Raw genomic sequence first — 18537 nt, 5'->3', positions numbered from 1 at the left:
GGGAAGGGCCAGTGGGTGTACTGGGCCGCCGGGAACGCGGAAGAAGCGGGTCAGGGGGTGGGGTCTTCTGTCGAGGCGGGAGGGGGACTGGCGGTTCCGCCGGCCTGGAGGCCGCTGCGGAAGGCGGCTGCCAGCCCGGGCGTCGCCGCGGACACGGGGGCTTGCTCCCGCTCCTGTGGCGGACGGAAAGGTTCCGACCGACGCGTGCGCGTGGGAAGAGCGGGCGCCGCGTCGGCCGAATGACCCGCCGAGGTCGATGCCCCAGCGGAGACGGGGCGTGCGACCTGCCCCACCCCTGGGGCGGCAGGAGCCGCGGCCACCTGCTGCGGCTGCTGCCCGGACATGCGAGCTTCCTCGGGCTGCGGCGCACCCGCGTCCTCGACCGATGGAATGGCTACCAGGAGCCGTGCCGGTATGACGACCAGGGCGGTGGTGCCTCCCGTCGCGTTCTCCTGCAGGAGGACGGACAACCCGTGTGACTGGGCGATCTTCGCGGCGACCAGCAGGCCGAGCTGTCCAGCCCGGACCTGGCCGCTGACGTCGACCTCGTCCGGGGCTTTGAGCAGGTCGTTCATCTGTGCCCGCGTCTGCGGGTGCATGGGAATGGCGCGGTCCTCGACCTCGATGGCCAGCCCGTGTGGCACCCGCTGCGCGCGCACCATCACCCGCGTCGCTGGATCCGAGCACTCGCAGGCGTTCTCGATCAGCTCGGCCAGCAGGTGCGTCAGGTCCGGCCCCACATGGCCGGGCAACCCCAGCTCGGCGCCCACGGATCCGGCCGCGACGGCCACCCGCGGATACTGCACAACCTCGGAGACAGCGCCACGCAGGGCCGTCGTGACGGGAACGGGCCGGCGCACGCTGCGCAGGGACTGCCCGCCCAGGACCGCCGTGCTCTCGACCTGGCGGCGCATCCGCGTCACGAGGTGATCGATCTCGAAGATCTTGGCCAGCAGCTCCGGGTCGTCGGTCAGCATCTCCAACCGGCTCAGTGCCTCAAGAGCCTTGCTGACCAAGGCATGCTCGCGCATGGCCAGGCGGCGAAGCACTTCCAGGAGGACCACGGACTGGGACTCGTCGTGCACGCGGATCAGCGACATGATGGCCTGCGCCTGGAGGGCACTCAACGCGTTGTCGATCCCGGCGTTCGGGGTGGACGACTGCGCGGTGTGCGGGTCCGGCAACGCTGGACGTTTTCCGCGGCACAGCTCGTCCGCCGACCACTGCACCGACTTCTCAACGGCTGCCGCTGCCCTTGCGACCGCGTTCAGCGCTGCCGTCTGGGAATCCGCCACCGCCGACTGCACGGCGCTGGCGACGCTGTGCGCTCCGCGTGCTGCCACCGCGACGACCCCCGCTAGTCCGCAGACCAGGCCGGCCAGGACCCAGCCGGGGCCTACGACGGACCCCGACCGGAGAGCGAAGGCGGCGAGCAGCAGCGCGGCGAGGAGTGCCAGGGGCAGTGCCACGGCGCGACGGGCGAGGTACAGCGTGGTCGCGTCGAGCGGGGGCCGCCGTCTGCGGTGGCCGGTAGCGGCTGGCCGTGCCGGGAAGGCGCTGTCAGGCATGGGAATCCTCGTCAGGGGTGGGGTGGCTATGCGTGCTGCGGCGTCAGGTCGGCGGTGGACTGGCGCGTGCTGCGGGGGGTTGAGCGGGGTGCGGGAACCGCGAGCGCGGCGTGGTGGGGGGAGGACTGCGTCGCCATCTGCTGAAGGAGCAGGGCGCTTTGGATCAGGCCCATGTGGCTGAATGCCTGCGGGAAGTTGCCGAGCTGGCGCTGCTGTACGGGGTCGTACTCCTCCGCCAGGAGCCCGAGGTCGTTGCGCAGAGCCAGGAGGCGTTCGAACAAGGCGCGGGCCTCGTCGAGGCGGCCGGTCAGGGCGAGGCCGTCGACGAGCCAGAAGTTGCACAGGAAGAAGGCGCCCTCGTCGCCAGTCAAGCCGTCCACCCCGACGTCCTCACCGCAGGTCGGGTACCGGTACACGAGCCCGTCGTCCGTGGAGAGTTGACGACGGACCGCATCCACGGTGCCGATCACGCGCGGGTCATCGGGCGGCAGAAAACCGGTGCGGGGGATGAGCAGCGTGGCGGCGTCCAGTTCCTGCGAGCCGTAGGACTGGGTGAAGGTGTTGCGCACCGGGTCGAAGCCCTTGTCGCAGACCTCCCGGTGGATCGCCGCCCGCAGCTCGACCAGTGGGGCCCGGTCCATGTCGAGCGCGCCTGCCTCGGCCAGGCGAATGGTGCGGTCGACCGCCACCCAGGCCATCACCTTGGAGTGCACGAAGTGCCGGCGGGCCCCGCGGATCTCCCAGATGCCCTCGTCGGGCTCCTGCCAGCGCTGCGCCAGGTGCTCGATGAGTCGCTGGTGCAGGACCGCGGTGTCGGCGCAGTGGGCGACTCCGCTCTGGTGCGCGAGGTACAGGGTGTCGATCACTTCGCCGTACACGTCCAGCTGCAGCTGGTCCGCAGCCCCGTTCCCGACCCGCACCGGCGAGGAGGCTTCGTACCCGGGAAGCCAGGGAAGCTCCCGCTCCCGCAGGTCACGCTCCCCGGCGATCCCGTACATGATCTGCAGGTTCTCCGGGTCCCCGGCCACGGCCCGCAGCAGCCATCGCCGCCATGCCTGTGCCTCCTGCCGGTACCCGGTCCCCAGCAGTGCGGCAAGCGTCGTGGCGGCGTCGCGCAGCCAAGTGAAGCGGTAGTCCCAGTTCCGGTCGCCGCCGATCTCCTCGGGAAGCGACGTGGTCGGCGCCGCGACGATCCCGCCGCTCGGCCCGTAGGTCATGGCCTTCAGCGTGATCGAGGACCGGACCACGGCCTCGCGATAAGGCCCGTTGTAGGCGCACTCCTGCGTCCAGTCCTGCCAGAAGGCGAGCGTCTCGGCGAGCGCCGCCTCCGGGTCGGGAACGTCCGGTGCGGGGGCGTGGGACGGGCACCAGCTGAGCACGAACGCCACGCTCTGTCCCACTCCGACGGTGAACACACTCACGACGACGCCGTCCTTCTCCACCTGCGGTACGCACGTGTCGAGCCAAAGGGCGTCCCCGCCGGCCTCCGCGACCATGCGCCCACCGACCTCGTGGATCCACGGGCTGACGCTGCCGTACCCCGGCCGAGGACGCATGGCCGAGACCATCTCCACTTCGCCAGTCAGGCCCTCGACGATTCGGATTACCTGCGGGGCCCCGTCGCGCGGCGGCATGAAATCCAGGACGCGGACCGAACCCGTCGGGGTACGCCACAGCGATTCGAGAACGAGTGAGTCACCGCGGTACCGGCGTTCAGCTGCTTTCCCGGAGCCGGACCGGCCTGCGGACGAGGCCGGGGCGATCTGCCAGGAGCCGTGCTTCTGCGTGCCGAGCAGACCGGCGAACACGGCTGGTGAGTCGAAGCGGGGCAGGCACAGCCAGTCCATCGAACCGTCGTCACAGACGTGGGCGCTGGTCTGCGTGTCGCCGATCAGGCCGTACTGCTCGATGCGCGGAAGCCGATGCATTGTGTGGATCTCCGTGAGCCCCGCAGGTTCGGGGCCGTATCGGGGCCGTCGCAGCGGCCGGGAACGGTGGGCGGTAGGTAGGTCCGTGTTCGCCAGGTGGAGAGGGAGCGTTGCCGGGCGGCGGCAGGTGCTCGGCGGCTCGTGCAGGTTCGGCCGCCCGCTCGCCGCGAAGCATTAGCCAGGCCGTCGGCCCGAGGACCAGAGCGATGACGACGGCACCGGTCACCGTCATGTCCGCGGCACCGAAGCGGCGAAGATCAGGCAGGCCAGGGCGAGACCGAAGACGGTGCCGCGCAGCACGTTGAGCGTTGGCCTCGGCCAACGCCGCCCGTCCTCCCTGCTGTTCGGTCCAGGGCCGCCGCTTTCCACGTAAGCCGTCAGTTCCTGGGTGGCCTTGGCGAGCCTGACCAGGTGCACCCGGCTCGACACATAGCCCTCGGGATGCTGTCGGAGCAGAGCCGCTGCGCACGCAGCAGGGCGGGAACATGCGGTGCGGTCCGTGCGCCCAACTGGGCAATGTGGCCGCGCAGAAGGCGAACGAGGTCCTCACGTCGGCAGCGCTCTCGGGTAGTGGCGAATCTTCGCCCAGTACCAGCGTCACCGTCTCCGACGCGACCACCACGTGATCGCGCTCCGGCGCCGGTGCCGCGGTGACGGGCGCTTGCCGCCCGCGACCGCCCACGAGCTGGCTGCCATCTCGGCGAGGGTCCAGCGAAAGGCGCATGCCACAACTCCTGTTCGGATCAAGCCAAAGTGAGCCGAGATCGCCCGTCGGAGGCGTCGGTCGGCGTGCGATGTGAGTGATCTGGCCGCTACGTTGAGCGAACCGCGAATCCCGTTCGAGGGGTATGCCTTCGCGGACGGGAAGGCCGCCAAAGGCGCCAAAGATCATTACGGAACCGAGGGGCAGTCGATGGCCCGTGACCGCAACGTCGCCCTTGCCGCACTCCTGCGCGAAGCAGGCTGGTCCCAGCCGCAAGCCGCCGCCGCCGTTGCCCGCGTGGCAGCGGAGTGCGGAGTGCGTGAGCTGGAGGCGATCTCCCGCTCGCACATCTCCATGTGGGTGCTCGGCACGAAGCCGAGTGGCAGAGCGCCGCATATCCTGCGTGAGACGCTGTCCCGCAGGCTTGGCCGCCGGCTCTCCCTGGCCGACCTCGGGCTGGAAGAAGAGCCGACAGGCACGACCGACACCGGATCCGACTGGAGCGTCGACCCTCTGACCGCACTGGCCGAGCTGGGAAGCGACGATCTCGACATGCACCGACGCAAGCTGCTGGCCACCGCCGCCTACTCCGCAGCCGGCTTTGCCCTGCCCACCACTTCGTGGTGGGCAGCCGCCCCCGCCACAGCGGCGAACCGCCGACCGTCCTCCTCGCGCTCGGTGACCCAAGCCGACGTCGACGACATCCGCGACCTCACGGTCTACTACTCCGCGCGCGACCAGCAGCGAGGCGGCGCAACCGGCCGCAAAGCCCTCGCCAGCCACCTGCTCGACGAGGCGGTGCCGCTGCTCGGCGGCCGATTTCGCACAGATCAGCTCCGCCGCGACACTCACTCCGCCGTCGCAGAGATGACGTACCTCGCTGGCTGGATGGCCTTCGACGCCGGCGAACACCGCACCGCCCAGCGCTACCTCACCATCGCCGCCCGGATCGCGGCGGAGGCTGGTGACGGACCGCTCGGTGGCCACGTCTTGCGCGCCCTCGCTCACCAGGCCGTCGACCTCGGGCACCCACGCAGGGCGCTCGCTCTCGCCGACGCCTCGATGAATCGCGACCGCTACGGCCAGGCCAGCCACCGCGAGAAGGCGCTGCTGGCGATCGTGCACGCCCGCGCGCTCGCGGCTGACGGCGACCGCTCCGGAACCCTCGCGGCCATCAGCCGCGCGGAGCGTGACCTCGCCCGCGCCGACACCACCGAGGCGCCGGCCCGCGTCGGCTTCTTCCAGGAAGCCTCCCTCGCCCACGAGACGGCCTGCGCTCTGCGCGACATAGGTCAGCCCCGCGACGCGGAGATCCACGTCAAGCGGAGTGTGGCCACGCGCCGGCGCCAGCAGTTCGCCCGCACCCACAGCGTGACGCTCGGCTACCTCGGTGCAGTCCAGGTGCAGCGGGGAAACCTCGACGAGGCGTGCGCAACCTGGAACGAAGCACTCGACGCCATGACGGGCGTCCAGTCCGGCCGGGCACGTGACGTCATCGTCCGAATCCAGAGCGACCTTTCGCCCGTCCGGCAACGCGGAGGCCGCCATGTCACCGAGCTGGACTGCCGGGCACGCGGCATGCTCCGGGCCATAGGCTGATCGCGACGCGGACGTTCGATGCCCCGTGGCAGCCCGCGGACCAGCATCGCCCGAGGAGAGGAACCAGTACCGGTGACGACGTACGAGGTCGAATCGATCGCAACGGTCGTCGGGGGCCACACCCGCGTTCAGGACGACTACCAGGGCGGAGTTGAGTCGGTGATCCGACTCAACGAGGCGTACCCCCTCGAAACGTTGCAGGGAATGAACGAGTTCTCCCACCTGACTGTGACGTGGCGCTTCCACCTGGCACAGCCCGAGGACGTGCAGCTCCACGCCCGCAGCCCCAGGGGTAACGTGCAGTGGCCAGCGACCGGAACCTTCGTCCACCGAAACCATCGGCGCCCCAACCAGTTGGCTGTCAGCTACCCGAGGTTGCTGAGCGTGGACGGCCGCGACCTTCTGGTGACCGACCTCGACGCAGTTGACGGGACGCCGGTGATTGACCTGGCCCCCTACTTTCAGGAAATGGGGCCCCGGGGTTCCGTCCGTCAGCCCGCCTGGCCGGGCGAGATGCTCGCCGACTACTGGCGCGACCCAGCGGAGCGCCCGGGGGCAGGCTTGCCGTAACTCCACGAAGCTGCAGCCCGTGCGGGCGTACTTCGCGCCCTGCCCGCGGGGGTGCGGAAGGTAGATCAGGAAGTACGAGCGACCTCGCTGACGTCGCCCTCCCAGAAGGGGTCTTGTGCGAGGGTCGTGCCCCAACCCGAAGCTGTCATTCGATTCTTCCGAGCGCAGAGTCGCTGACGTTGAACCGCCGTCGGCCTTCGCGTCGGCGCCGGGGAACGGCGGCGAGTGTCGGCACATGATGGTGGTCCTTTCTGGTCTCGTCAGAGGCAAGGAGATTGCGACTACGCGGAGTGCAGGATCGTGACCCAAACGTCTTTGCCCTGGGCGGTGGGCGAGCAGCCGTATCTGTCGCTGAGCGTCTTGATCAGCATCAGGCCGCGACGGCCCTCGTCGTTGTCGCCTGCCGGGACGGGGGCTGGGAGCCAGGGGCGCGGGTCACTGACGCACAGGAAGATTCCGTCGGGGGTCCGGGTGAGGACGACCTTCACTGGAACCGAGGACTCATCCTCCTTGCGGGCGTGCTGGAAGGCGTTCGTCAGTAGCTCGGACGCAGTGAGAGTGACCCTCCAGTTGAGTTCGGTCAGGCTCCACAGACGGAGGCACGCACTGACGAGGTCACGCACGCCCGAGACGGCAGCGGCAGTCAGAGCGACGTCGATTTCGCATGCTCCGGAACGCGTCCGGACCGCAGCGCTTGTGCCGTCGGTAACGGGCTGTTGAGCCTCCATCAGGTCTGCCTTCACGGGGAGTCCCTCGTTCGACGAAATCTCTCCAACCGGCGCCGGATGCGGTGTGTACTGGGGCGGCGGCCGTGAGCAACCATTGAGCCAGGCTGGCAGGACCGCGTGCAGATCTTGATACGGAAACCTCGATCTTCCGTTTCGCGAGCGAGGAACAGCCCATGCCAAGACCCGAGAAGCAATTGACTCCGGACGCGTCCCCGCGTGACTGGTTCGGCCATGAACTGCGGACCTGGCGTAAGAAGCGCGGCCCTCTCACGCACGCCGAGTTGGGCACGAAAGTGCAGGTCAGCGGTTCACTCATTGAGAAGATCGAGAAGGGGACTGCTACCTGTTCGAAGGACTTGGCTGAGCGCTTGGACGAGGTCCTGCAGACGGGGGGAGTCCTCACCCGGGCGTGGGGGATGGTGTTCGGGCAAACGGAAAAAGCCCGTCCTGAAACGGAAAGTGCACCCCCTGGCAGGGCGGAGGTGCCGGTTCAGGTCCATGAAGGCCGCATCCTGGGCAGAGGTAGTACAACACCTGCAAGCGGGAGCCCTGCCTCTGTGGACCGTCGCGCCTTCCTCGCCACGAGCGGCCTTGCCGCCATCGCCCCCATAGACCTCGTCCACCTCGTGACCCCAGCAGCCCCCCGGGAGATCCCGACTCAGATCCGCCCGCGCGAGATCAGGCAGCTGAAGTCGCTGGCCGATGTCATCCATCGTCAGGACAACGAGTACGGAGGCGGCGGCGCGGTGCGTGAACTCGCCCGCGGCGCCATCATGTGGGGAGCCTCCCTGCTGCCAGTGCGCTGCCCCGAGCCCTTGCGGCCTGAGCTCCTGGCCTCTGTGGCTCGGTTAGGGATTGTCGTCGGCGCCTCGCACTTCGACGCGTACGCCCACGACGATGCCCGAGTCAGCTTCCGGCTAGCCGCTGAGTGCGCGGAAGAAGCCGGGGAGTGGCATCTGCGCGCCAAGACGTACTCGTTCATGGCCCGGCAGGAAATCTGGATCGGAGATCCGGATACTGGCCTAACCCACGCAGAGAAGGGGTTGGTGCGCTCCGACCGACTCAGCGCCACCGAGCGTGCCATGCTGCACACCGCACGCGCCCGCGCCTTCGGCAAGATGCGCGACGTAGCCAACACCCTGCGCGCGGTCGGAGAAGCCGACGCCGCGTTCGAACAGTCCGACCCGGCACAGGATCCGCCGTGGATGGCCTACTACGACTACGCCCAGCACCACGGCGACACCGCCCACGCGCTGTTCGACCTCGCGGTCCACGCGGACCAGGACCCCGGGCAGGCGGCCCGCCGCTTCGAAATCGCGGTTAAGGGTCATGGCAACGCCTTTGCCCGCTCGCGCGCCATCTCCGAGACAAAACTCGCTTCCCTGGTCATGGCCAAAGGCGACGATCCGCGGCACGCGGTCGTACTCGGCCACCGAGCGCTGGACGACGTCGGCAAGCTGACCTCCTGCCGGGCCGCCGAGGACCTGCGGGAACTCGCCCGGTTCGCAGGCCGACACCGGAACCTCCCCGAGACCAGCGACCTGCGCGAGCGCATCGCAGCTACGGTGCAGGCGTGACTACTTCACCCACGCCCACCCAAATACTTGAGGAGGCGTGCCACGCCGTTGGCCTCGACGCGACCAACGCCCAACCGATACGGATCGCCGAGAACGCCATTTGGCGTCTGCCCGGGGGAATGGTGGTGCGTATCGCCCGGCCCGGCCAGTCCGCCGCCGCAACGCGCGAGGTTCAGGTCGCCCGCTGGCTGGCCACCCAGGGCGTGCCCGCCGTACGCGCTCTGGACCTGCGGCAGCCGGTAGCAGCCAGCGGGTACCCGGTGACGTTCTGGGAAGAGCTGCCGCCACACGAAATCGGGACCGTTACCGACGTCGTCGTGCTCCTCAAGCAACTGCACGCCCTGCCGAAACCAGACCTGCCACTGGGTGAGCTGGACCCGTTCGTCCGGCTGGTTGAGCGCATCGACGCAGCGAGCACGATTTCTGACGAGGACCGGCTGTGGCTGAAGGGCCGGCTTGAGGATCTCAAGCAGCAATGGGTCTCGAGGCCGAAGGGCCTGCCGGAGTGTGTAGTCCACGGGGATGCATGGGTCGGCAACGTGGCGCGCACGGAGGCCGGCCCGTTGTTGATGGACTTCGAGCGCGCTTCGTTTGGCCCACCGGAATGGGATCTCGTGTCGACCGCAGTGAAGCTCACCACGACCGGCGCGGTGTCTGCGGAGGAGTACGCCGCGTTCTGCGAGACCTACGGCGTTGATGTCACGGAGTGGGAAGGGTATTCAATTCTGGCTGGCGCGCGAGAGTTGCGGATGACGACGTACGCCGCGCAGCACGCCGCCACACGCCCGAAGTGGCGGCGCGAGGCGCAGTACCGCATCGACTGCCTACGCGGCCGGGCAGGGGCACCGCCGTGGCGATGGAAGGCAATCATGTAGCCGCGGACAGGCCGACAACCAGATACTCAGGCAGGGGCGGGGTCGGTGTTCGGCATGTGAGGACATCAGGTGGGCCGAGCGATCAGCACTGGCCCATCGAGCGGCCAGGCCGTTTGGGCACAGCCCGGAGTCCATCCTCTTCCTGCCTCGGGGAGTAGCACTGCTCGCAGCTTCGCGCTCCTCCAGGGCGTTGCATCCGGTGACGCCAGCGAAGCACATCGACCGCTGGCGCGGGGCGGAGAACACGGTGGCGAGGTGGATCAGGACCTCGGTCTCGTAGCAGTCGGGGCACTGGGCGACATGGGTGCCTGGTCTGCAGTCGGCAGCCGTGATTTCGGTGCTCAGCCAGGTGTGGTGGCAGGACCGGCAGGACAGCGGCCCAGGAACGGAGCCGAGAAACACGGCCCGCCAGGCGTACAACGGACACTGCGCGGTGACATCGCGTGCGCTTCCCCCTCTAGGTGCTCCGCCGACCGCTTGCCTTCTCGAACAACTAAGCCGTAGGTCATTCCAGAGCGCTGACCCCTCTGAGAAGCATGCGAGTCGAGGGACTGGGTCGCACCAAGAGAAACAGCTGCAGTACTGGTGGTGATCTGCGCCGCCTTCTTCTTGGCCGGGTGCTCATCGCGGCTCCGGATCGCAGGACAGGAACTCGTAACGACTCGTCGCCGGTGATTCATGGGTAGGTTCTGGCGCTACACGCCGCGGTACCTCGTCGGCGGCGGCTGCCTTTCCTTATTCGCCCACGGCAGAAGAGAAAGGCGCTGGAAAGGGTGGAAGTCGCCGTAGGGGTATGTCAACGTACAACACCCTGAACCGTGTGGCCGGTCGACCCGTCCCCGACGTAGCGAGGAGCTCACCCTGTCCGCGAACGTTGCCGATGCGTCCGCCTTCTCTTGGCCCCACCAACGTACGCGACGCACTCAGAGCATGGATCGCGTGCGGACGGCTAGCGCAACATAGACGACGATCGCCGGTTAGCAAAACCGGCGATCGTGACGATCCTCGAAGCATGTTCACGTGCGCGGCTGTGCTGGCGGTGGAGCTGCGCGCACCTGCAGATGCCGCTCTGTGCCATGGCGCGGAACGGCGCTGGTCTGCTGCCAATCGTATGAGCCAAGTGCCTAGTCGGCGTAGGCCACGCACAGAAGGAGAGTGAGTACCTCCTGTCCGATCCGATCAAGAAGCTCCCACCCAACTCGAAGGGGCAGGTGCGATACCGGTTCGTGGTCGACGTGGGAGTCGACCCTGCTACCGGAAAGCGCAGACAGCTGACTCGTACGTTCGCCACGCTCAAGGAAGCGAAGGTTGAGTACGCGCGCATCACCAACCGTCGCCAGGAAGGGACGCTCGTTCCTCCTAAGCAGATCACTGTCAATGAGTGGCTAGATCGGTGGCTGGCCATGAAAGCGGATGATCTGGAAGAAACCACGATCTACAACTACCGGATTACCTTGGATCGGGTTCGCGGGAAGTTGGGTCACATCCGGCTCCAAGAGCTCACGGAGGAAGACGTAGAAGAGTGGATGCATTGGGCGTTGAGGTATGGGCGCGCACGCGGCGGAAAACCTGGCACTCCGCTCGGGGTGACCAGTGTGGAAATGAGCCTTGCGCGATTGAAGGATGCCTTGAATCGGGCAGTGACGCGGCGGCTGCTGACCATGAATGTGGCCCAGCACGTCACAATTCCACGTAGGGCGCGTAAGGAGGATCGGAAGAAGAAGCAGGAAGTGAAGCCATGGAACGTCCAGGAAGTCCAGATGTTCATTCACGGCGTCAGGACGGAACGGCTCTATGCTCCCCTTCTGCTGTCCCTCATGGGTCTGCGTCCTGCTGAAGTCTGCGGACTTCGATGGGAGGACGTCGACTTGGACAATGCCACGATCACCATAGCCAACACCCGGACGATGATGGGGAATCGATACGTCGTGGAAAAGGACACCAAGTCCATGGCCGGAGAACGTGATCTTCCTTTGCCCGGTCCAGTACTGAGGGCCCTCAAAACGTTCAAGGCTCTCCAGGCCAAGGAGAGGCTCGTCCTCGGTGAGGCTTACTCGGACTCCGGATACGTCGTGGTGCACGAGACCGGGGAGGCTTTCACGATCAAGCAACTCCGCAGGCGCGCGTACCGGCTCATGGAGGTCCTTGGCCTGCGCAGAGTACGTCTCTACGACGCTCGTGCCTCCTGCCTCACTTTCCTTGCCAACAACGGCGTGCCGGATCACATCCTCGCCCGGTGGGCCGGGCACACGAACGTGAAGACCACGAAGAAGTGGTACGTGAAGCCAGATGTGGAAGACCTCCGCGAAGCCGCCACTACATGGGACGGCCTGCACGGTGAGGCGGAGGGCCGCGGGTAAGTTCGGCGGCGTTTCCCAAGGGTGGTTTTCAGGTGGTGATCGGAGCGGCCCGAAAGGTTTCCCGCTACGTTGTCCCGTCCTTCGGGACGGCATCACATGCTTTGCTGCAAACTCGGGACAGCTGGCAGCTGTGCTGATGGAGGAAGCAGCGCGACGACGTGAGGACCGAGCGAGAGCGCGGCCAGCGGGCCACGCTGCGTCAGGCGCGCGTACACGCTGAGAGGCTCAGCCTCGATCGACGAGGCCGTCGGCAGTGCCCGACGAGTCGAGCCGCGGGTGCATCGAGCCGCCGGCTTCCCCGGGCTGTGTGAGATTTCGTGAGACGTGAGAGGGTCTGGGGCGTGAGTGAGACAGTGCCGAACACCCTGCAATACCGCTTTGACGGGCCAGAAGACGCCCCGGTCCTGATCCTGGGTCCCTCACTGGGTACCACATGGCACATGTGGGACCGGCAGGTGCCCGAACTGTGCCAGCAGTGGCGGGTCTTCCGGTTCGACCTGCCCGGACACGGAGGTGCCCCGGCCCACCCGGCGGGGTCCGTCGCCGAGCTCACCATGCGTCTGCTGGCCACCCTCGACGGGCTCGGCGTGCAGCGCTTCGGCTACGCGGGCTGTGCGTTCGGCGGTGCCGTCGGGATCGAACTGGCGCTGCGCCACCCCGAGCGGCTCGCGTCCCTCGCGCTGATCGCCGCCTCGCCCCGGTTCGGCACCGCCGACGAGTTCCGCCAGCGCGGCGTGATCGTGCGCACCAACGGGCTCGACCCCATCGCCCGCAGCTCTCCCGAGCGGTGGTTCACCGGCGGGTACGCGGCCGCACAGCCCGCGATCACCGAGTGGGCGGTGCAGATGGTGCGAACCACCGACCCGGGCTGCTACATCTCCGCCTGCGAGGCCCTCGCCGCGTTCGACGTGCGCGGGGAACTCGGCCGGGTCGGCGTCCCCACCCTGGTCCTCGCCGGCTCCGACGACCAGGTCACCGGTCCCGCCGAGGCCCGCACCCTGGTCGCCGGCATCCCCGACGCCCGCCTCGCCGTCGTACCGGGCGCCTCCCACCTCGTCCCGGTCGAGCAGCCCGCGGCCGTCACCGACCTGCTGGTGCGGCACTTCAGCACCGCCTGGCAGGCCGTCCCCGAGGCCGGCTCCACCGGGCAGGTCCCCGTACCGGCACCGGTCCACCCCAGCGCACACCCGGTCCCGTCCGCACCGGTCGCGGGACCGGCCGCCGCGCCCCTCCAGCCGGTGCCTCCGCCGCCGCAGGCCGCGCCCATCGCCGAGATCGCCCCGGCCCCCGCCGTACCCCCGCAGGCCCAGGGGAGGCCCGACCCGTACGACGCCGGCCTCAAGGTGCGCCGCGAAGTCCTCGGCGACGGACATGTCGACCAGGAACTCGCGCAGGCGGACGAGTTCTCGGGAGACTTCCAGGAGCTCCTCACCCGGTACGCCTGGGGAGAGATCTGGGACCGGCCGGGCCTGGACCGGCGCTCGCGCAGCTGTGTCACCCTCACCGCCCTGGTCGCCGGCGGCCATGTGGACGAGCTGGCGCCCCACCTCAGGGCCGCCCTGCGCAACGGGCTCACCCCGGGCGAGATCAAGGAAGTACTGCTCCAGGCGGCCGTCTACTGCGGCGTACCGGCCGCGAACGGGGCGTTCCGGGTGGCCCAGCAGGTCATCCGTGAGGAGACGACGCCACCGGAGTGAGCCCTGCGGACCCGGGGCGGGCGTGCGGAGGCAGGATGGGGACATGAAGCTCACCAAGAAGTCCCACGCCTGTGTCCGCCTGGAGAAGGACGGGCAGACGCTCGTCCTGGACCCGGGCGGGTTCAGCGAGGAGGACGCGGCCCTCGGCGCGGACGCGATCCTCGTCACCCACGAGCACCCGGACCACTTCGACGAGCTGCGGCTGCGCGCCGCGATGGAGGACAATCCGGCGGCCGGGATCTGGACGCTGAAGTCGGTCGCGGAGAAGATCTCGGCGGCGTTCCCCGGCCGTGTCCACACCGTCGGCCACGGCGACACCTTCACCGCCGCCGGTTTCGACGTGCAGGTCCACGGGGAGTTGCACGCGGTGATCCACCCGGACATCCCGCGCGTCACCAACGTCGGCTTCCTCGTGGACGGCGGCAAGGTCTTCCACCCCGGCGACGCCCTCACCGTCCCCGACCACCCGGTCGAGACGCTGATGCTGCCGGTCGCCGCCCCCTGGAACAAGATCTCCGAGGTCATCGACTACGTCCGCGAGGTCGGGCCGCAGCGGGCCTACGACATCCACGACGCGATCCTCGCCGACCTGGCCCGGCCGATCTACGACCGCCAGATCGGCGAGCTGGGCGGCGCCGAGCACCTGCGGCTGGCCCCGGGCGGCTCGGCCCGGCTCTGAGGCCCCCCCGGGGCGGGACCGCGTTGTCAGTCCCGCCCGGTAGGTTGGGGGACATGCGCATCGCGACCTGGAACGTGAACTCGATCACCGCCCGCCTGCCGAGGCTGCTGGCCTGGCTGGAGAGCAGCGGCACCGACGTGCTCTGTCTCCAGGAGGCCAAGGTCGCCGAGGCGCAGTTCCCCTTCGACGAGCTGCGCGAGGCGGGCTACAAGGCGGCGGTCCACGCCACCGGCCGGTGGAACGGGGTGGCGGTGCTCTCCCGCGTGGGCCTCGAGGATGTGGTCAAGGGCCTGCCCGGCGATCCGGGCTACGAGGGCGTCCAGGAGCCGCGCGCCGTCTCGGCCACCTGCGGTCCGGTCCGCGTCTGGTCGGTGTACGTGCCCAACGGCCGCGAGGTGGAGCACCCGCACTACGCCTACAAGCTCCAGTGGCTCGAGGCCCTGCGCGCCGCCCTCCAGAGCGACGCCTCCGGCGACCGCCCCTTCGCCGTGATGGGTGACTACAACATCGCGCCGACCGACGACGACGTCTACGACCGCGCCGCCTTCGAGGGCGCCACCCACGTCACCCCCGCCGAGCGCGCCGCCCTCGCCTCCCTGCGCGGCGCCGGCCTGTCCGACGTGGTCCCGCGCCCGCTGAAGTACGACCACCCCTACACGTACTGGGACTACCGCCAGCTCTGCTTCCCCAAGAACCGCGGCATGCGCATCGACCTGGTGTACGGGAACGAGCCCTTCGCCAAGGCGGTCACCGACTCCTACGTCGACCGTGAGGAGCGCAAGGGCAAGGGAGCCTCGGACCACGCGCCGGTCGTGGTGGACCTGGAGCTGTAACCGCCCGCACCGCCCCCGCCGCCCGCACGCCTTCCGCGTGCCCTGTGGTGCACATGGCGGTACGAATGACAGTCTGGAGGTATGAACTTCCCCTTCCTGGGCAAGCGGCGCGAGCATCCCCGCGTGCACGACGCGGAGGGCATCGGCGAGCTGCTGGCCGACTGTGATCTGCTGCGCTCGCAGGCGCTGCGGGAGGGGGTACGGCTCGACGACTCCGCGCTCTCCCTGGAGCGGCTGGACCAGATGCTGCCGCGCTGGCGTGCCGACGAGGAGATCCTGACCTGGCTCGGCAACGACGCCGGTCTCTACCTCGGCACCGTGATCGTGCGCACCGTGCCCGGCGCCGTCTGGAGCATCCGCCCGACGGACAGCCGGTCGTCCGGCTCGCCTCCGGCCGTGAGTTCGACGTGGTGGCGAACGGGCACGCGTGGGCGGAGGACGGCGTCCCCGAACTCTCGCAGCTCTACGGCGAAGTCGCCGAGGTGTGAGTCGTATCCCCGCCCGCCGGGCCCCGTCCGCCGCGCGCCCGCCGCGTGGGCGGCCCGTCGCACGTCCGTCCGAGCCGTCCGCCTTAAATAGGGGTAATGCCCGGAAGGTGCGTGTCGGCGTCGTTCGAGGCGTTTGTCTGGGTACGTTGCGGTGGTCGGAGCGGACACGAACGCACGGGGGACGTACGCAGGGTGCAGCCGGAGATCACTGCTCGCGGGCGAGGAGAAGGTCAGCTGCGGACCGGCGGGCGGCCTCGTCGGGGTGCCGTTCGACGACGTGCCGCCCGCGGTCGGCTCAGTGGGAGGTGACGGACGGTGTCGTGGGCAGGTACCTGGGCGCCCGCCAGGCGTCCAGCCGGTGCTCCACCGCCGCCCCCAGGGACAGCAGTTCGGCGTCCTGCCGGTCACCGGCCATGAGGAGCAGGCCGACCGGCAGTTCGCCGACGAACCCGGCGGGTACGGAGAGCGAGGGATACCCGGCGACGGCGGCGGGGGTGGAGGACGGGATCACGTCGTTGTCGCCCCGTGCGCAGTCGGTGGTCCACGCGGGCGGGTTCGCCGGGGAGGCGATGGCGTCCAGGTCGTGCTCGGCCATGACCTCGTCGATGGACCGCCGGGACAGATCCGTCAACTCCGCGCGCATCGCCCGGTACTCCGGATCGGTGGTGGGCGGGGCGGCCAGTGCCTGCTCGAACAGTTCCTGGCCGGCGAAGCAGGTCTGCTCCCGCGGGTGCGTGCGGTTGAACTCGATCAGCTCGGCCAGGTTCCGCGGCCCGCCCCGGGTGGCGAGGTAGGCGTCGATGTCCCGGTGGAACTCGCTCAGCAGCGCCGGGAACTCGAGCTCGGCCAGCCGCTCCTGGTACGGCAGGGTCACCTCGACGACCTCGGCCCCCGCGGCGCTCAGCCGCTCGGCCGTACGGGTCATGAGGGCGTCCACCTCGGCGCCCAGGGACGGCAGGCGCCACAGGCCGATCCGCTTGCCGCGCAGCGTTCCGGGGCGGCCGGCTGTGTCCGCGAGGCCCGGCGCGTCGCCGTCCCGCACGGTGTCACGACCGCTGAGCACCGAGAGGGTGAGCGCGGTGTCGATCACGTTGCGTGCCATGGGGCCGGCCGTGTCCTGCTCGGCGGAGATCGGTACGACGCCCGACTGGCTGACCACTCCGAGGCTGGGCTTGAGGCCGACCACGCCGTTCATCCCGGCGGGGCAGACGATGGAGCCGTCCGTCTCGGTCCCGATCGCCACCTGCGCCAGCGACGCGGCCAGAGCGGCGGCAGAACCGGAGGACGACCCGCAGGGGTTGCGGTCCAGGACGTACGGGTTGTTCGTCTGACCGCCCACCGCCGACCACCCCGACGTCGGCTTGGCAGCGCGGAAGTTGGCCCACTCGGACAGGTTGGCCTTGCCGAGGATCACCGCACCGGCCGCCCGCAGCTTCTTCACCAGGTCGGCGTCGGTGGCCGGCGGGCTTCCGGCCAGGGCCAGGGACCCGGCGGTCGTGGGCATGTCGCGGGTGTTCACGTTGTCCTTGAGCAGGACGGGGATGCCGTCCAGCGGGCCGCGGGACTTGCCGAGACGGTGCCTGAGGTCGCTGGCGACCGCCTGGCCCAGGGCCGTCGGGCTGGTACGCAGCACCGCGTTGATCCTCGGGTCGACGGCCTTGATCCGCCGCAGATAGGCGAGGGTCAGCCGGAACGAGGACAAGGTCCCGCGATCCATGCGTTCCTGCAGTTCCGGGATGGTCACCGTGTCGAGGTTCACTCCGTGGACGAGCGTCGACTCGGCGGATCGCGCCGGGTCGCCGGGTCCGGGCTCGGCGGCTCGAGCCCGTTGACCGGGCGCCGCCGCCACGAGCGGGACCACGACCAGGATCGCGGTCAGGGCCGCCATGCTTCTCTTCTTCATGCCGGACAGCCCACTACACCGGACCGCGGGGCACAAGAGGCTTTTTTCACGCCGCAGTTGGGCTTCTCCCGCCCTCTTGACGACCCCCACTCCTCCGCTAAGGTCTAGACCTGCGTGGGTAGGTCTAGACCTGCGACGCGGTGTTGCCTCGTCGGCAACGTCGTACATACGCCGGGGCAGGCTGGTTCGACGTGGACCGAAGGGAAACGTGATGTCATGCGCATGAAAAGACGAGTGGCGGCCGCCGTGGGAGCGCTGGTCGCTCCTGTGGTGGCCCTGAGTCTGCCCGCTCCCACGGCGAGCGCCCACGGCTGGGTGGTCTCGCCGGGCAGCCGGCAGGACCAGTGCGCCAACCGCGTGGTGCAGTGCGGGCAGATCAAGTGGGAACCGGCGAGCGTCGAGGGTCCGAAGGGGCTGCGCAACTGCAGTGGCGGGGACGCCCGGTGGGCCGACCTGGACGACGACTCCAAGGGCTGGCGGGTCACTCCGATCGGCACCACCCACACCTTCACCTGGACCATCGAGGCGCGGCACGCCACCAGTAACTGGCAGTACTTCATCGGCGACCGGAAGATCGCCCAGTTCGACGGCCGCGGCGCCCTGCCTCCCGCCTCGGTCAGCCACCGGCTGGACTTCAGCGGGTTCGCCGGGCGGCAGAAGGTGCTCGCGGTCTGGAACATCGCCGACACCGCCAACGCCTTCTACGCCTGCATCGACGTCAACATCGGCGGTGGAGGCGACGACGGCGGCGGTGGCGACGGCGGCGGTGGCGACGGCGGCGGTGGCGACGGCGGCGGTGATCAGCCCGGCGACTGCGCCGCGGGCGCCTGGAGCGCCGGGGACGTCTACACCGGGGGAGAGACCGTCTCCCACGCCGGACACACCTGGCGTGCCAAGTGGTGGGTGACCGGCGAGGAACCCGGCACCACCGGAGAATGGGGCGTCTGGGAGGACCTCGGCGCCTGCTGAACCGTCGCACAACCCGGGCGTGAGCGGCCGGCGTGCGCCCCGCGAGGAGCGTACGCCGGA

13 protein-coding genes and 1 pseudogene are annotated in these 18537 nt (G+C 69.3%); 10 read left to right on the top strand and 4 right to left on the bottom strand.

Annotated elements, in window-relative coordinates:
- Positions 1-50: 50 nt before the first annotated feature.
- Both NI25_RS06410 and NI25_RS06405 read right to left on the bottom strand, forming a co-directional pair.
- The gene (locus NI25_RS06410; protein WP_078884521.1) at positions 51-1568 is read right to left on the bottom strand and encodes a sensor histidine kinase; all 1518 of its coding nucleotides are present in this window, start codon (positions 1566-1568) and stop codon (positions 51-53) included.
- A 26-nt stretch (positions 1569-1594) separates the two neighbouring features.
- The gene (locus NI25_RS06405; protein WP_061441524.1) at positions 1595-3496 is read right to left on the bottom strand and encodes a glycoside hydrolase family 15 protein; all 1902 of its coding nucleotides are present in this window, start codon (positions 3494-3496) and stop codon (positions 1595-1597) included.
- A 913-nt stretch (positions 3497-4409) separates the two neighbouring features.
- On the opposite strand from NI25_RS06405, the gene NI25_RS06400 reads away from it, so the two are divergent.
- Together NI25_RS06400 and NI25_RS06395 are read left to right on the top strand one after the other, a co-directional pair.
- Positions 4410-5798 (top strand): Tat pathway signal protein, encoded by a 1389-nt coding sequence (locus NI25_RS06400; protein ID WP_199561091.1) that lies wholly within the window; start codon positions 4410-4412, stop codon positions 5796-5798.
- Positions 5799-5870: 72 nt separating this feature from the next.
- Positions 5871-6368 (top strand): SAM-dependent methyltransferase, encoded by a 498-nt coding sequence (locus NI25_RS06395; protein ID WP_061441523.1) that lies wholly within the window; start codon positions 5871-5873, stop codon positions 6366-6368.
- Between the two features lie 281 nt (positions 6369-6649).
- On the opposite strand, the gene NI25_RS06390 is transcribed toward NI25_RS06395, so the two are convergent.
- Positions 6650-7111 carry an ATP-binding protein gene (locus NI25_RS06390; protein ID WP_061441522.1) on the bottom strand — a complete coding sequence of 154 codons (462 nt, stop codon included), beginning with the start codon at positions 7109-7111 and terminating at the stop codon, positions 6650-6652.
- Between the two features lie 158 nt (positions 7112-7269).
- Here NI25_RS06390 and NI25_RS06385 point away from each other — a divergent pair, with 158 nt between their 5' ends.
- The 7 genes and pseudogenes from NI25_RS06385 (at position 7270) to NI25_RS06355 (ending at position 15605) form a co-directional block, all read left to right on the top strand.
- Positions 7270-8673, top strand: coding sequence for a helix-turn-helix domain-containing protein (locus tag NI25_RS06385; RefSeq protein WP_078884520.1), 1404 nt, complete (start codon positions 7270-7272; stop codon positions 8671-8673).
- On the top strand, positions 8670-9548 hold the full coding sequence (locus NI25_RS06380) for an aminoglycoside phosphotransferase family protein (RefSeq protein ID WP_061441520.1): 879 nt from the start codon (positions 8670-8672) through the stop codon (positions 9546-9548). The genes NI25_RS06385 and NI25_RS06380 overlap by 4 nt, the downstream gene beginning before the upstream one ends.
- A gap of 1226 nt (positions 9549-10774) precedes the next feature.
- Entirely contained in the window at positions 10775-11908 is a 1134-nt protein-coding gene (locus tag NI25_RS06375) for a tyrosine-type recombinase/integrase (RefSeq protein ID WP_233520683.1), read from the top strand.
- A 341-nt stretch (positions 11909-12249) separates the two neighbouring features.
- Positions 12250-13605, top strand: a complete 1356-nt coding sequence (locus tag NI25_RS06370; protein ID WP_061441518.1) for an alpha/beta fold hydrolase — start codon at positions 12250-12252, stop codon at positions 13603-13605.
- Positions 13606-13648: 43 nt separating this feature from the next.
- Positions 13649-14284 carry an MBL fold metallo-hydrolase gene (locus tag NI25_RS06365; protein ID WP_061441517.1) on the top strand — a complete coding sequence of 212 codons (636 nt, stop codon included), beginning with the start codon at positions 13649-13651 and terminating at the stop codon, positions 14282-14284.
- Positions 14285-14337: 53 nt separating this feature from the next.
- Positions 14338-15117, top strand: coding sequence for an exodeoxyribonuclease III (locus tag NI25_RS06360; RefSeq protein ID WP_061441516.1), 780 nt, complete (start codon positions 14338-14340; stop codon positions 15115-15117).
- Positions 15118-15198: 81 nt separating this feature from the next.
- Positions 15199-15605, top strand: a pseudogene (locus tag NI25_RS06355) (DUF6278 family protein).
- A gap of 295 nt (positions 15606-15900) precedes the next feature.
- Here NI25_RS06355 and NI25_RS06350 read toward each other — a convergent pair.
- On the bottom strand, positions 15901-17508 hold the full coding sequence (locus NI25_RS06350) for an amidase family protein (RefSeq protein ID WP_061441515.1): 1608 nt from the start codon (positions 17506-17508) through the stop codon (positions 15901-15903).
- Positions 17509-17724: 216 nt separating this feature from the next.
- Between NI25_RS06350 and NI25_RS06345 the strand changes: the two genes are divergently transcribed.
- Entirely contained in the window at positions 17725-18477 is a 753-nt protein-coding gene (locus tag NI25_RS06345) for a lytic polysaccharide monooxygenase (protein WP_107071637.1), read from the top strand.
- Positions 18478-18537: the final 60 nt, after the last annotated feature.

It is taken from the genome of Streptomyces sp. CCM_MD2014, assembly GCF_000772045.1.
GTDB lineage: Bacteria > Actinomycetota > Actinomycetes > Streptomycetales > Streptomycetaceae > Streptomyces > Streptomyces salinarius.
The sequence above is the reverse complement of the archived record's forward strand: the minus strand, read 5'-3'. Positions and strand labels throughout refer to the sequence as shown.